The organism is Limnobaculum allomyrinae (assembly GCF_016649425.1).
In the GTDB taxonomy this organism is placed as follows: domain Bacteria; phylum Pseudomonadota; class Gammaproteobacteria; order Enterobacterales; family Enterobacteriaceae; genus Limnobaculum; species Limnobaculum allomyrinae.
In genome coordinates, this window is record NZ_JADRCR010000007.1 from 118,384 (window position 1) to 133,426 (window position 15,043).

The window sequence follows — 15,043 nt, forward strand, 5'->3', positions numbered from 1 at the left end:
TTTCGGCGACCTTAAATACAGATTATCTTAACAAGGTAACAATAAACAATAATCTAATATTGATTTATTGTAACAACTCTTCAGAAACATCTGGCTCATCACTTTTTTTCGCCTCACTTTCAACTTTAGCAGGCTCTTTATCTGCTGCAAACCCTTTAAGACCAACCACATGAACATGTTCATGATTTTGGAATACCTTACGAACCAACTTATAGGTTGTTCCCTTCTCCGGACTAATGTTTTCCGGGGCGGCGATCACCAGTTGCATCTCCAAACGATCGCAGAGCTCAAACAGTGTCGCAATAGAGTTGGCATCAAGACGAGCCGCCTCATCCAGGAACAGCAGGCGGCATGGAGAAATATCTTTACCACGTAACCGTCTGGATTCTTCCTCCCAGCTCTGAACTACCATCACCAGGATTGACATACCGGTACCGATAGCTTCACCGGTTGATAAAGCGCCACTTTCTGCACGCAACCAACCGTCAGAACCACGATATACTTCAACTTCCAATTCAAGATAGTTGCGGTAATCCAGCAGCTCTTCACCTATGGTTTGCGCTGTGCGCTGCCCCATATCAATATGCGGATTCAAACGCTGGTAAAGTTTGGCCAAAGCTTCAGAGAAGGTTAAACGGTTACTGCTAAACAGATCCTGATGCTGCTCTTGCTGTTCTGACAACACTTCAAGCAGTGTCGCGTGAGCCTCACGCACATTAACATTCAGACGCACACTCTTAACCTGTCCAAAGGCTACGGCCTGCAAGCCCTGGTTCAACATGCGAATACGGTTCTGCTCGCGCTGAATTGTTTTGCGGATAATGTTAGCCACACTCTTAGAGCTAATGGCCAACTTCTGCTCACGGGCTGTCAGCTCTTCCGTCAAACGAGCCAGTTCAATCTCCATTTGTTCAATGGCTTCAACCGGATCGTCGGTACGAATAATATCCTGACGAATACGCTCACGCAGATGCTGATAAACCGCAATATAGAACTGAACTTTTCTCTCAGGACGTTTAGGATCTTCCGAGGCTCTGAGTACATCACGCAAGTGTTCGTTATCAGCAACCGCCAGACGCAACGCACCTAATGCTTTATCCGACATTGAGCGCAGTTCTTCTGCGTCCATATAGGCTAATTCACGACGATGCAGGCGACGCTCAACATCATTATCTTTAACCAGACGCATCACCAGGCACCAACCGGCTTTTGCGGTTACCACCTGTTCACGAATCTGATGATATTCACGTTCTGCTTTGCGTAAGCGCTTCTGTAAATTGTCCATCTCGGCTTCACAGAAGGTAATTTGCTTTTCTAATTGATTGCAACGCTGGCGATTTTGGTGCAGCCCGGCATACAACTCATCACGACGTTGTTTAGCTCTGGCCTCTGCATTTGGATCGGCCTGAACGCCAATATCTTGCAGTTCCTGCCCTAACTCTTTCAACATATCGCGCTTAGCATCGTAAGAGCTTTTGAGAGAGGCTAGTACCTGATTAAACTGCGCCGCCTGAGCCTGATAGGATTTTAACTGCTCTCTGGCACGGCTACGTTCGGCTTCTGCCTGCTCCAGACGTTGACGCAACTTATCGTTTAAATCGGAGTTTTCAGTTAGCATCCCAGCCGAATCGCTATAGCTGAAATGAACCCGACGTTGCACCACTTCTGTTAATGCAAAAGCCTGCTGTTTCGCCTGACGTTGAGCCGATTGCGCCTGAGCATAACTGGCCTGTAAATTTTCATGCTGCGTTGGATCGCTTTGCAACACGGACACTAATGGTTCAAGTTTATTTAACGTGTTGCCATGCTGTTGAACATAGCGAGCGGCTTCCTGAGCCTCTTCCAGATCTTCCCGAATCACTTCAACACGCTCTATCAGGGAGTCATCTCCCATCAAGTGCAACAGTGGCATGATACGGTTTAGCTGGCTGATGCTTTCTTTGGTTTGATCAAGCTGCTGCTTATGCTGGCGCTCCTGGCCTTCATGACCATTCAGCTCACGCTCAATTTCATTACGACGGGAGGTTAACTGGCGAATCTCCGCTTCCGGATCACTTTCAAACACTACGGAAAGATGAGTACCAACAAAACGGCTGAAACTTTGATGCAAGCGCTGTGTTTTTTGAACATCAAAAGAGATAGTCGCATAACGTTCTGCCAGTTCTTCTCGCTCTGCACTCAGTACTTCCAGACGGTTTTCACGAGCAGCACGACCAAATAACGGCACTTCCGGGAAACGTGAATAGCGCCACTGGCGATCGGAAACTTTAACCACGATTGCGCCAGTCAGCTCTTCCGCCTCAAAAACACTGTCATCAAATGACTGAGGATCCCCCTCAATCAAATACAGGTCTTCCGGGCAATCTTCCAGAGAGTCTAAGTGTTCACGTAACAGTGAAAGATCCGGTACCACGATACCGTGACGAGCAGGCCCGTATAAGGCAGAGAAATAAGGTGCATCATCCAGTACCACGTCATCATAAATTTCAGATAACAGGACGCCGCCAAAGCGTTCAGCTAAAGCCAGCAGACGATTGTCTTCTGCACCACTTGGTTGGCTCAGGCGTTCAATTTGCTGCTCAACTAAGCTCTTTTGCTGTGATATCTGGTCACGTTCAACGGTGGTTTCACGTTCACGTTCCAGTAGATATTGCATCTGCTCAGTAATCTGAGCACTGCTCTCCAGACTTTCACCACACTGCTCACTAAGCTGAGTGAGAGCATCCTGAGCAGCGATCCAAACCGGAGCTCTGTCAGATAGCTGTTTAATACGGCTATTGGCTTGTTCCAGTTCCTGACGCAGCGTCATTCTCTGTTCACCAAAGCTGGCCGCGCCCTGAGACAGCTCTTCCAGACGCATTTCCAGTTCGCTACGAACTTCCTCTAACTCTTCCAGTTGGTAGTTATGCCCGGCTTTTTTACAAAACTCTTGCAGTAAGCGTTCTGCATCTTGTTGCTCGCGTAAACGCTGCTCCAGCTCCGAAAGCTGAATGCGTAACGCATTGACTCGTTCCGCCTGATGCTGTTGTGATGACCAGTCACGCAATAATTCTTTTGCTGTTTTCCAGGCATCTGCCCGGCTAACTTCACCGGCCATTTTGCACACCAGTTGATAGGCTTCTTCAAACTGGCTGTGTGCCGCATCGGCCACGCTAAGTTTTTGCTCCAGCGCTAACAATGCTTCGGTAGCTTCTTGTTCACGAGCAGTAAAGGTCTCTAACCATTCATCGGCATTGTCTGCGGTTAGTTCAGGTAGCTGACACACTTCCCGTGCGCGTTCTAACGCAGTCAACGCCTGTTGATACTGAATAGCTCGGGTTTGCTGAACATCCAATGCTTGCTGATAGTCAGCCAACTGGCTTTTTAGTTCATCAACTTCAAGCTCAGATCCTTCAGTACGGGCCTGATACTCCGCCAGTTGCTCATTAGATTCAGCAACAACTTCATTTTGCTCTTCTAAACGGTAAGTCAGCTCATCTAAATCGCTTTGATAGCGCTCAATCTTTTCCTGCTGACGCATTGCCGTTTGCACTAAATTGAGATGGTCACTGGCTGCCTGATAATCCATTTCCAGATCGGATTGCGCTCCGGACTGCTCAGCCAGCTCCCGCGCCATTTCAACATGGCGATACTGTTCAGTAACCAACTGAGCACGACTGGTAAGTAACTCGCGCCGCAATACCAGTGCACCATCAAGATGCACCCGACGTTCGTTGGCATGACGCATATAATCCGCTGCCACATACGAGGTCGCTTCGGAAATCAGATGCTTAAACAGGTCGCGGTCAGATTGAGTGACTCGAATAGCCTCTAACGTCATGCGGTTTTCCCGCAGCGCCGATTCCATATCCTGGAAGGCTTTGCGCACCCCGCTGTTTTCTGGCAACAGGTAATCCCGTAATGAACGGGTAATGGCGCTGGAGATACCGCCGTACAGTGAGGCTTCAATCAGACGATAGAACTTACTACGATCGGAAGAAGAGCGTAAACGTTTAGGAATAACACCTAAATCAAACATCAAGGCATGGTAATCAGCAATGGAGTTAAATTGCTTGAACTGAACCCCTTCAATAGCTTCAACCCGCTCTTTTAATTCAGGCAGTGGTAATACTCTGGCCTGACGTTCACCGACGGTTTCTGTTAAAATTTGGGTTGGTTGTATCGCTGCCGGTAAGCCAGAAATAGTGAATGGTTTGATATCAACTTTCTTATCACGACCGGCAACCTGCTGTAAGCGAACCCCACAGATAACGCGCTGATGACGGGAGTTAACCACATCCAGTGTGGCATAACATACACCGGCTTTTAACTTACCGTACAGGCCTTTATCTCTGGAACCGCTGGTCGCTCCCGCTTCCGTAGTGTTACGGAAATGAAGCAGCGTCAGATCGGGGATCAAAGCAGTAACGAAAGCCGCCATGGTGGTGGATTTCCCTGCCCCATTACCACCAGAAAGTGTGGTAACTAACTCATCCAGATCAAAAGTACGGGCAAAAAAGCCATTCCAGTTGACCAGCGTTAGCGAGCGAAATTTACCGCGTTCAATCATTCCTGTTCATCCTCCGCGCTATCCGCTACGTTTTCATTATTCTGGTCGTCATCAGACAGTGACAAACTGTTTTCCAGCGGCATTGCTTCACCATCACGAATCATACGTAATTGTGCTTCTCTTGGGTCATCACTGCTGCGAACATCTGCACCGAAACGGAATACTGCCTCGGTAATTCGAAACTTAGAGTTGTCGGTACCCATAAACGTCACCATGCCTAAACGACGCAAACGGTTAAGAGAAGTTCGCACTTTTTCCTGCAATTTTTGACGATCAAGGTCAGAACCGGTTGAGCGCTGGTTGACATATTTTAATAATTTGCTTTCATCAGCCAGCGAAATCAGTTCTTCATACAGTTCCTGACTGCTAAAAATACCTTCCTGAGCTAATCGCTCCGGGCTGAGGTAGAGATAACAAAGGATCTTACCAACCATCATATCCAGCTCGGACAAAACTGAACGAGATATCAGCGTGGTTGAGCGAGGACGCAAATAGAAGAACCCTTCTGGTGCCCGAATTAACTCAACATTATAGCGTTGGTAAAACAGCTCCAGCTCATCCTGATAATCCATCAGGAAAGCATGATTATCCAGTTCATCAATGCCGATATGGCGGCCAGAACGCAGTTGACTATCAAGCGCCGGGAAAAGTGAGTTGGCAATTGCCTGAGCCAGCTTTGCTGGCATGATTTGTTCAATATTTGTCGATGACATGGGCCTGCACCTTGGCTCCGTAATCGTTAATCGACTGCCATTCGGCAGGCAATCCGGAGAAATCAGCATCTGCCACACCAAGTCTGACGGCCTGATCGACTAACAGTCGGGCTACGTCAAAATGGCGGGAGCGTGGGAATTGAGTCAAATAGCTACGCATGACTGCACCGAGATCTAACGGCCGGGCATCCCGTCGATAAACCTCAAGCGCAACTTCAATATGCGCTGCGATTTGCTCTCGCATTTCGGTAAATTCTTCAAATTCTAAATCCGGTGGAAGCTCCCCGGTAACCTCTTCACTACGCAGAGCCAGCTCTTCATCACGCATATCAAACAGACGTTCTGCATTAGCGTAAGTTAACGCCCATGGCTGGTCAAAGTAGGTTTGTAGTGATTGACGTAAACGTTGGGAGAAGATTCGGTTCTTATCCATATCTATCGCAGTACGGATAAATTTATGAATATGGCGATCGTAGCCAATCCACAGGTCAATAGCCTGCTGCCCCCAACTGATAATACGATCCAGTTTGGACTGTAAATCCAATACCAATTTATCGACAAACAGCAGTTCAGAATTATTCATTGTGGCATCCTGAATGCGCAATAAATTGGCCTGAAGTTTGTCACCTGCAGCTTCCAGTGTGTCTTGCAGTTCCCGCAGAGTGCCGGAAGTTTCCATCAATAAGGCTTCACAGCTCGAAATAGCAGCGCGCCAGTCTTTACCTAACAGGGCAGCGATATCATCTTTTACGTTTTGTTGCTGCTCGTCCATTATGCGCTGGGTGAGATCGATACTGTCAAAAATTTCAGCAACCGAGTATTTCAGTGGAGCAAATACGTTTCGGTGCCAATGGAAATCATCACCGCCCTCTTCGGCCGCTTCGGCCGCCAGGTTGAGTTCCTGGGCAACAATCGATAGCTGCATAGAGAGACGCAGTGAAGAGAATTCACGCTGTCGAATATAATAATCCGTAATACCTATGCCTAAAGGCGTTAAACGATAGATAGCATTGCCATCTGCCAGTTCACTGGTAAAACGGTTCAAAAGTCGTTGCTTAACCATATCATTGATAGCATTGTTGGCGCGTACGGCAACGGTTTCGTGCGTTTGCTCGAACCCTTTGCTAACGTGTCTGAATGCATCAACCAGCTCGCCTTCGCTCATTTCACCATCCAGCCGATCGCTGTTCAGCGTGGCAATGGCTAATAAAAATGCCAGACGTTCTGTTGGTAACGACAATGAAAAATCATTTTTACGAGCCCAGGCGACCAGTTCCGGTACAGTCTGGGAAAAATCACTCATAGTTCATCCTTTACGTTCGACTCGTTTGGCTTTTGTGCTATCACATGAATATAACGTCCCAAACTGACAAACGGCTCTTGTCGGCAATAGCGCAATTCCAGTGCCAGCAAGGCAGCAAAATCCTGCTGCTGTTGTTGTTTATTCTGTGCGTAATCATGAAAAACCCGAACTCCACTCTTGCTGATGGTAACCATCTGCATTTCATCTAACCAATTATAGACCTGCTGAGGTTCTAATGGTCGGTCAGGTGACAGTGTGCGCTTTTTCTTTTTTTGCATCCCGGCTTCAATATAGCCAAAATTACCTAACGTAATATTACGAAATAACAGTGCGTTATAATTGTAAAACATCAATGATAACATGCCCGCTGGTTGCAGACATTGGGTTAGGGCTTCCAGCGTACCTCGCTGGTCCTGAACCCATTCTAAAACTGCGTGAAACAATACCAGATCTACCGGCTGTTCTAAATGATCTGATACATCCTTTGCTGCACAGTGAATAAATTGTATCTGTTGGCTCACACCTTTTTCTGCTGCGGCTGATTCTGCCCGTTTCAACATTTCGGCTGAAATATCACAGAAAATCACTTGATGCCCTCGCGCAGCCATCTCACAGGCCATTACACCTTCACCACCACCAGCATCAAGAATGCGCAAGGGACGCTGAGGCATAAGTGACAGCAAATGTTCGAGATCCTGCCACAATACGGTCTGACGAATTTCGCCTTTTGTTGTGCCATAAATATTGCGAGAAAATTTTTCTGCAATATCATCAAAATTACGATCTTTGGTGGCTCTCAAATTGACTCCGCCAGACTTTATTACCATAACTCACAAATGAGTCTCTTATTATATCAGTCTGCTATTTTGACACAGGCTGATATAGAATAAATCTTATTCGTCCTGTCTGGATATTCAGATGATGTTTTTTTATACAAAAAACAGCTATTTTTCGGAAAAAACATGCTATTTATTTTAAAAAAAATTATCGGCAACTTGCTTCTTCCTTTGCCCTTCTTGCTGCTGTTAATGGCTATTGCATTACTGTTGCTTTGGTTTAGCCGTTGGCAAAAAAGTGCTAAAACACTACTTACTGTCAGTTGGCTTGGTTTATTACTATTAAGCCTTCAACCGGTTGCGGATCGATTACTGATGCCGATAGAGAATCAGTATGCTACTTATCAAAAAAATGAGCCCATTGACTATATTGTGGTGCTGGGCGGTGGCTATACTTACAATCCGGAATGGGCACCGAGCTCTAATCTTTTTCCTAATAGTTTGCCAAGAGTTACTGAAGGTGTTCGTCTTTATCGCCAACATCCTGGTGCTAAAATGATTTTTTGTGGGGCGGCCGCTATTTCTAACCCTTTACCTAATGCGAAAGTCGCAGCGATGGTGGCGGAAAGCCTGGGCGTTCCTGAACAAGATATTATCATCCTGCCACAGGCTCAAGATACGATAGAAGAAGCTCAGGCAGTCGCTCAGATAGCGCAGCAAAAAACACTGTTATTAGTGACCTCTGCTAACCACCTTCCCAGAGCTATGCGTATCTTTCAGAAAGAGGGATTAAACCCTATTCCAGCCCCGGCCAACCAACTTGCAACATTGGGACCACTTAATCCCTGGGAAAAAGCCTTCCCTTCTGCTTTCTATTTATCACACAGCGAACGGGCATGGTACGAAACGCTGGGTAATTTATGGCTAACCATCAAAGAGTAGTTATTATTCATCTTTAATCTAAATAAGCCGTTCAGAATCATTCTGAGCGGCTTATTGTCTATCAAATCTAATCTTACTTGTGGCCAAGTACTTCCCGAACCCGGGCTAAATCTTCCGGTGTATCAACCCCCACAGAAGGTACTTCAATTGCCGCTTCAACGTGAATTTTCTCGCCGTACCATAAGACGCGCAGTTGCTCCAGCATCTCTATTTGCTCTAGCGGGCTTGGTTCCCAGCTAATATAGCGACGAATAAATCCAGCCCGGTAAGCATAAATGCCTATATGACGAAGATAGAAATCACCAATTTCCTTCTGAGAAACGGAAAAGCGTTCGCGATCCCATGGAATGGTTGCCCTTGAAAAATAGAGCGCATAACCTTCGCTATTGATAACCACTTTAACTGCATTCGGATTAAACGCTTCTTCAACAGAAGTAATGGGCACCGCCAGCGTTGCCATACCCGCATCAGCACCAATTAAGTTATGCGCAACCTGGCGAATAATCACCGGAGGCACTAATGGCTCATCACCCTGAACGTTAACGATGACTTCATCATCACCGAACTGATAACGTTCAATGACTTCAGCTAAACGCTCAGTTCCCGAATTGTGGTGTGGGCTGGTAAGGCAAACTTCACCGCCGGCAGCTTCTACAGCCTTTTGTACATCGATATTATCGGTTGCCACTATCACTCTGGAAGCGCCTGACTCCAGCGCTCTTTCCATAACATGAACCACCATTGGCTTACCGGCAATATCAGCCAGTGGTTTACCCGGTAAACGAGTGGAGGCGTAACGAGCAGGAATAATTGCAATAAAACTCATGCTGTTTTCTCATCTAACGTCAGTTTGCGTGCTTCAGTTTCAAGCAATACGGGAATACCGTCACGGACAGCGAAAGCTAAACCATCAATCTTACAAACCAGTTCCTGACGTTCTTTATTAAATGCGAGTTTCCCATTACAAACCGGGCAAGCAATGATTTCCAGCAAACGATGATCCATGCACGACCTCTATTATCGGACGAGTAACATAACTTTGTGATGGGCAAGAATATCATATTTCACCCGAAGGTTTAATGAATGATAAACGCCTCAGAAATACTTGATTAAACGAGACTGGTTTTAGGTATTAAATAAAGCCAGAAAGGGGGTTATTTCTTCTCAACTTTGCTCATAATCAATGCTAATAACTTCTCTGCACCTTCAACAGGAAGTTGAGCATCAACGGGTAAATACCACCAATTTTTTTGAGCAAAGGCCCGGCACTTTACCGCGTCTTTTTCTGTCATCAGTAAGCTTTGTTCTGCCGTAACCAGATTTGCCAATAAAGACTCAGAGTATGACTGATGGTCAGCGAAGGCATGCGTCTGCTCAGGCTGTACCTCGAGCATATTTAAGGTTTGAAAGAAACGAGGAGGATGGCCGATTCCCGCCATTGCCACGACATGTGGAAGCTCCCGAGCCTGACAGCGTTCACCACTCAGCAAATTGATCGCTTCTGCCGGTTTAAGCACCATCGGTATTTCATTTTCCCGGGCACTACCCCCATTGATAATCACCGCATCAACAGAGCGTAAACGCCCTGCTCTTTCACGCATCGGGCCAGCCGGTAACCACCAGCCATTACCAAAGCGTCGGGCGCCATCAACCACGACCAGCTCAATATCTCGCTGTAATGCGTAGTGCTGTAAGCCGTCATCTGTAATGATGACATCCAGTTCAAATTGATTCAGTAAAGCTTTAACGGCATCGGAACGTACAGGGGCAACGGCTACCGGTACACCGGTACGTTGATAAATAAGTACCGGTTCGTCTCCCGCAACGTCTGTCGTCGTGTTTCGATCTAACACCAAAGGATAACGATCTGATTTTCCACCATATCCCCGGGAGACCACGCCTGCGCGAATTCCACGACGCTGTAAATTCTCCACCAGCCAAATTGCTACTGGTGTTTTACCATTACCGCCAGCCGTCAGATTACCAACAACCACAACCGGTACCGGCGCTCGCCATGATGTTAACCAGCCACGGCGATATCCAAGCTGCCTTAAACCGCTAATCAGACCATATAGCCAGGACAGTGGCAGCAGCAGTAAATATAATTTGGATTCGCCGGACCAGATGCGCTCAATCATTGGCTAAACTGCATCCGATGCAACTGGGCATAAGTACCGCCATTCTTAATCAGCATTTCATGGTTGCCTCGTTCGACAATACGCCCATCTTCAATAACCAGAATTTCATCTGCTTTTTCGATAGTGGACAGGCGATGGGCAATCACCAGTGAAGTCCTGTTTTTTTGTAACTCATCTAAAGCAGCTTGAATAGCACGTTCTGATTCGGTATCCAGCGCAGAGGTGGCTTCATCAAGGATCAAAATTGGGCTATCTCTTAACAGTGCCCGGGCGATCGCAATACGCTGGCGTTGACCGCCAGATAGCAATACACCATTCTCACCAATTATCGTATCCAGGCCATTATCCATCTTATTAATAAAGTCCATGGCATATGCCATCGTTGCAGCCTTCTCTATGTCTTCACGAGAATATTCAGTGGTACGGGCATAAGCGATGTTATTAGCAATGGTGTCATTAAACAGGTGAACGCTTTGAGAAACTACCGCCACCTGAGAACGCAATGATGCCAGGGTATATTCACGGATTTCATGTCCATCAATCAGAATCTCACCTTCCTGAATGTCATAAAAACGCGTTAATAAATTCGCAATAGTTGATTTACCCGAGCCAGAACGCCCCACTAATGCCACTGTTTTTCCAGCCGGGATCGTCAGGTTGATATTTCGTAGTGCAGGTTCATCTTTGGTTGGGTAAGTAAATGTCACATTACGTAATTCAACATTGCCCTGTACCCGATCGACTTTTAAGGTGCCTGTATCCTGTTCTGTTTCCATATCCAGAATGGCAAATAATGTCTGACAGGCCGCCATACCACGTTGGAATTGAGCATTAACGTTAGTTAACGATTTAAGTGGCTTCATTAATGCCACCATCGAAGAGAACACTACCGTTATAGTACCCGCAGTCAGAGTATCCATAATACTTGGGAAGCTGGCTGCAAATAGCACCATCGCCAGCGCCGTTGATGCGATTAGCTGGACAATAGGATCAGATATCGCAGATGCGGCAACCATCTTCATACCCTGCTGGCGCATTCTGTTACTGACTTTATTAAAACGATTAGTTTCTACATCCTGACCGCCAAACAGCAATACTTCTTTATGCCCTTTTAGCATCTGTTCAGCACTGGCCGTAACTTGTCCCATGGTGTTTTGCATATTTTTACTGATGCTGCGAAAACGCTTGGAAACAAAGCGGATAACAAAAGAGACAACCGGCGCCAGAATCACCAAAATCAAAGATAACTGCCAGCTGTTATAGAACATGATACCAAACAGAGCCAGTATATAAGCCCCTTCACGAACCACGGTAATCAGTGCACCGGAAGAAGAAGATGCAACTTGCTCAGAATCGTAAGTAATACGGGACAATAATGTTCCCGTTGATTGCTGATCAAAGAATGAAACCGGCATATTCATCATATGACCAAATAGCCGACGACGAACAGTCATCACCACTTTGCCCGAAACCCATGATAAACAATAGGTTGATACATAGCTGGTAATGCCGCGCATGACCATCAGCCCAAGCACAACCAATGGCATCCAGACTAATACGCGGCTTCCCGTCTTACCAAAACCATCATCCAATAGAGGTTTTAATAATGAGAGCATCATGGCATCAGTACCGGCATTCAAAATCAGTGCCACGGCAGCGACAATTAATCCGAGCTTAAATGGCTTAATCAATGGCCATAAACGGCCAAATGTTTGCCACGTTGTTAGGTCTTTATCATTCAACATTAGTTACCAACATTATGCGAAATAGCGCGTTATTCTACTCATTATGAAGCAAAGAACCAAATCACTGGTGATACCAACGAGGCATAAAATGCTCCCTGAAGGTTAATATTCTATATTTATCCTTATAAAACAATACACTAGCCTGACCGGATTTTGCAGTGGAAATCCACTCTATCCTGGATTTTTTATAACGTTGTTCCACACTTTCAGCCGGAAGACGCCAGGGATTATAGCGTGATACCGAGGTTAATGTAGCTTGTGGATTAACGGCTTGTATAAAGGAGATTGTGGATGAACTTTTACTACCATGGTGGGGAGTTTGTAAAATATTACTGCTCAGTTTATCACCATAGTGTTTCACCAAACTCAGTTCTTGACCACTTTCCAAATCACCAGTCAACAATACGCTGTATTTACCATCACTGATACGTAATACACAAGAGTTGCCATTATAAGCACGCGTAGTTAAAGCAGGAGGCCAGAGAACATTAAAGGTTAAATGACCCCATTGCCAGCTATCTCCTTGTTGACAACGTTCTCCTGATGAAATTACCGAAGTACGTAACCAGGCTTCGGGATAGACTTTCTGTAATACTTCCAGACCACCAATATGGTCCAAATCCTGATGACTGATAATAATGCCCAGCAGCGATAAATGGTGCCAATTCAGAAATGGTAAAATCTCCTTTTCTGCCATAGAACCATGACTCCAGCGATTACCCGTATCATAAATAATAGCCTGCTCACCCTGTCGAATAAGCATGGCTAATCCATGACCAACATCCAACATATCAATCCGCCACGTTTCATCAGGCTTCTGCCAAAAAGGAACCAGAATTGCAATGAACGTTATCCATGGAGTAAATAACCCACAGCGCCATAATGAGAGACGCCAGCAAATGATCAACAACCAACCTAATCCACTAAATAGCAGCATGGAACCTGCGGTTGTCACCCATCCTTGTTGCAACGCCTCCAGTATATACAGCACGCCTGATAATGAATAATCAGCAATCCGCCAAAATAATATTGCCAGTGATGGTAACCAACAAAAGAGTAATCCTAATAAGATTGCTGGTACTGTCACAAATGAGACCACGGGTACAGCAACCAGATTCGCAGGGAAAGATGTCCAACTAATGCCATGGAACATAAAGAGTTGTACAGGTATAAGCAAAATCATCATAGCTAACTGTAGATGTAACCAACGAGCCAACATTCGATAACGAAGCGTTATCCAATCAGGTAATGGAACCCATTGAAACCAAAATATTAATCCGGCAACAGCCAGACAGGACACCCATAGACTGTCCGAGAGAATCATCAAAGGATCAAATATCAATAACAGCGTAATAATGCGCAGCCAGACCTGCCATGGTGTCCAGTTAATACCCTTCACTCTTAGTAACATCCAGAATGACAGTGCCAGAAAAGCTCTTAAAGCGGGAGGATTAGCCCCCGATAGCCAGACGTACAGTATTGCAGTTATCCATCCGGATAATACCGGAAACCACAAACCTATATAACGATTGCGGAAGAAGTACTGTATACCTCTGGTCAGAACCCAGCCCAACAAGGCCGCCAGCGAAATGTGTAAACCTGATATCGCCATCAAATGAGCAGTTCCTGTTTGTAAAAACAGTGACCTTCGTTCTGGTTGCATCCCTCCCCGTTCGCCAAATGCAAGAGCCAGAATAATGTCCCGGGTTGCTAAAGGTGTTATAACCTGTTGCACCCGACTAATTAATTTCTGCCGGATATCTGTCGATTCATCAATAACTTTGGCTGATTTGACTATTCCAATCAATGGTTGATGTGTAGCCATGGCTCTGCGTTGCTGGTCATAACCGCCTTGATTTAAACGACTGTGAACCGCTCTGAATAATAAATTTAACTGCCATTGCTGACCTGCTGCCATTTGTTGCGAAATTATCTGATCGGTCATCGAAAAGTGCAGAGGTAAAGTGAAATGTTCAATCCATGATAATGAATGCCCATCTATCTGCGTCACTCTTAACAACAGCGTCTGAGATTGTTGTGTGTTGATATGGGCACTGACTATTTCCCCTTGAACCCGGGCTGTTCGTCCGACATAGCCATCAACCTGACGATAAATATTTTCTGCATACAGCGTACTCCATAGAAAACTGAGCAATACAATAGATAAGAGTCTTAGTTGATTTATCCGGCATCCAGCGCACAAAACAGTCATCACCGCGACTCCCCACCAGGTCGATGGAGAAGGAAGTTGAGGAAGAAATAGCAAAGGTAAAATCCCGCTAATCACCGCACATGAAATAAGATCGATTGAAAGTGCTGAACGCAAAATAGAGATCCTTGAATAACATCCGATACTGGTTTGTTATTCAGCTTTATAAATGGATATCTATTACAGAACGAAGGGGAAAAAAGCAGAATATAGAACTGGATGGCAATATTTTATATTGCCTGTCAGTGACAACATGGATATTGCGAGGCAGACCGAATTTTTCGGTAATTTATAAAATTTAAACCAATAAAAAATCCGGAACAGATTAACCGATCCGGATTTTACAATTAAATCAAACTGGCAATGATTTACGGATTATTAGCCGTAAATATTCGCACGATCGCGTAACTCTTTACCTGGTTTGAAGTGAGGAACATATTTGCTTTCCAGTTCCACTTTCTCACCCGTTTTAGGGTTACGTCCAACACGCGGGGCACGGTAGTGAAGAGAAAAACTGCCAAACCCACGGATCTCGATGCGTTCACCACCGGCTAAAGTTACCGCCATATGTTCAAGCATCTCTTTCACTGCATCTTCAACGGATTTAGTTGGTAAATGAGTGTGTCTACTAGCGAGTCTTTCTATAAGTTCAGACTTGGTCATCGTTC

11 protein-coding genes are annotated in these 15,043 nt (G+C 45.6%); 1 reads left to right on the plus strand and 10 read right to left on the minus strand.

Translation table 11 applies throughout. From position 1 onward, the window contains the following. Nucleotides 1-64 precede the first annotated feature (64 nt). The 4 genes from mukB to cmoM are packed head-to-tail and all read right to left on the minus strand — an operon-like array spanning nt 65 to nt 7,365. Nucleotides 65-4,549, minus strand: coding sequence for a chromosome partition protein MukB (gene mukB, locus I2494_RS13835; protein ID WP_218467349.1), 4,485 nt, complete (start codon nt 4,547-4,549; stop codon nt 65-67). Next, a complete protein-coding gene (gene mukE / locus I2494_RS13840) occupies nt 4,546-5,262 on the minus strand; it encodes a chromosome partition protein MukE (protein WP_218467350.1) in 717 nt (238 codons plus the stop codon). The genes mukB and mukE overlap by 4 nt, the downstream gene beginning before the upstream one ends. Then, the gene (gene mukF, locus I2494_RS13845; RefSeq protein ID WP_218467351.1) at nt 5,243-6,565 is read right to left on the minus strand and encodes a chromosome partition protein MukF; all 1,323 of its coding nucleotides are present in this window, start codon (nt 6,563-6,565) and stop codon (nt 5,243-5,245) included. The genes mukE and mukF overlap by 20 nt, the downstream gene beginning before the upstream one ends. Beyond that, nucleotides 6,562-7,365 carry a tRNA uridine 5-oxyacetic acid(34) methyltransferase CmoM gene (gene cmoM, locus I2494_RS13850; RefSeq protein ID WP_228350959.1) on the minus strand — a complete coding sequence of 268 codons (804 nt, stop codon included), beginning with the start codon at nt 7,363-7,365 and terminating at the stop codon, nt 6,562-6,564. The genes mukF and cmoM overlap by 4 nt, the downstream gene beginning before the upstream one ends. Nucleotides 7,366-7,527: 162 nt before the next feature. Between cmoM and elyC the strand changes: the two genes are divergently transcribed. Further along, nucleotides 7,528-8,283: an envelope biogenesis factor ElyC gene (gene elyC, locus I2494_RS13855; protein WP_218467353.1), complete on the plus strand. Its 756-nt coding sequence runs from the start codon at nt 7,528-7,530 to the stop codon at nt 8,281-8,283. Between the two features lie 73 nt (nt 8,284-8,356). Here the strand turns inward: elyC and kdsB are convergent, their stop codons facing one another. From kdsB to ihfB, 6 genes are all read right to left on the minus strand, one after another. Continuing rightward, nucleotides 8,357-9,109, minus strand: a complete 753-nt coding sequence (gene kdsB / locus I2494_RS13860; protein WP_218467354.1) for a 3-deoxy-manno-octulosonate cytidylyltransferase — start codon at nt 9,107-9,109, stop codon at nt 8,357-8,359. Continuing rightward, nucleotides 9,106-9,288 (minus strand): Trm112 family protein, encoded by a 183-nt coding sequence (locus tag I2494_RS13865; RefSeq protein WP_218467355.1) that lies wholly within the window; start codon nt 9,286-9,288, stop codon nt 9,106-9,108. The genes kdsB and I2494_RS13865 overlap by 4 nt, the downstream gene beginning before the upstream one ends. 149 nt (nt 9,289-9,437) lie before the next feature. Then, nucleotides 9,438-10,421, minus strand: coding sequence for a tetraacyldisaccharide 4'-kinase (lpxK, locus tag I2494_RS13870; RefSeq protein WP_218467356.1), 984 nt, complete (start codon nt 10,419-10,421; stop codon nt 9,438-9,440). After that, nucleotides 10,418-12,166 (minus strand): lipid A ABC transporter ATP-binding protein/permease MsbA, encoded by a 1,749-nt coding sequence (msbA, locus tag I2494_RS13875; RefSeq protein ID WP_218467357.1) that lies wholly within the window; start codon nt 12,164-12,166, stop codon nt 10,418-10,420. The genes lpxK and msbA overlap by 4 nt, the downstream gene beginning before the upstream one ends. A 61-nt stretch (nt 12,167-12,227) precedes the next feature. Beyond that, nucleotides 12,228-14,492 carry a DNA internalization-related competence protein ComEC/Rec2 gene (locus I2494_RS13880; protein WP_218467358.1) on the minus strand — a complete coding sequence of 755 codons (2,265 nt, stop codon included), beginning with the start codon at nt 14,490-14,492 and terminating at the stop codon, nt 12,228-12,230. Between the two features lie 261 nt (nt 14,493-14,753). Beyond that, complete coding sequence (gene ihfB, locus I2494_RS13885) at nt 14,754-15,038, minus strand: integration host factor subunit beta (protein WP_130590810.1); 285 nt, start codon at nt 15,036-15,038, stop codon at nt 14,754-14,756. Nucleotides 15,039-15,043: the final 5 nt, after the last annotated feature.

What these genes read in the sequence shown, in the direction of transcription:
- mukB (WP_218467349.1), bottom strand. Translation starts at nt 4,549, where the DNA reads ATGATTGAACGCGGTAAATTTCGCTCGCTAACGCTGGTCAACTGGAAT.
- mukE (WP_218467350.1), bottom strand. Translation starts at nt 5,262, where the DNA reads ATGTCATCGACAAATATTGAACAAATCATGCCAGCAAAGCTGGCTCAG.
- mukF (WP_218467351.1), bottom strand. Translation starts at nt 6,565, where the DNA reads ATGAGTGATTTTTCCCAGACTGTACCGGAACTGGTCGCCTGGGCTCGT.
- elyC (WP_218467353.1), top strand. Translation starts at nt 7,528, where the DNA reads ATGCTATTTATTTTAAAAAAAATTATCGGCAACTTGCTTCTTCCTTTG.
- kdsB (WP_218467354.1), bottom strand. Translation starts at nt 9,109, where the DNA reads ATGAGTTTTATTGCAATTATTCCTGCTCGTTACGCCTCCACTCGTTTA.
- I2494_RS13865 (WP_218467355.1), bottom strand. Translation starts at nt 9,288, where the DNA reads ATGGATCATCGTTTGCTGGAAATCATTGCTTGCCCGGTTTGTAATGGG.
- lpxK (WP_218467356.1), bottom strand. Translation starts at nt 10,421, where the DNA reads ATGATTGAGCGCATCTGGTCCGGCGAATCCAAATTATATTTACTGCTG.
- msbA (WP_218467357.1), bottom strand. Translation starts at nt 12,166, where the DNA reads ATGTTGAATGATAAAGACCTAACAACGTGGCAAACATTTGGCCGTTTA.
- ihfB (WP_130590810.1), bottom strand. Translation starts at nt 15,038, where the DNA reads ATGACCAAGTCTGAACTTATAGAAAGACTCGCTAGTAGACACACTCAT.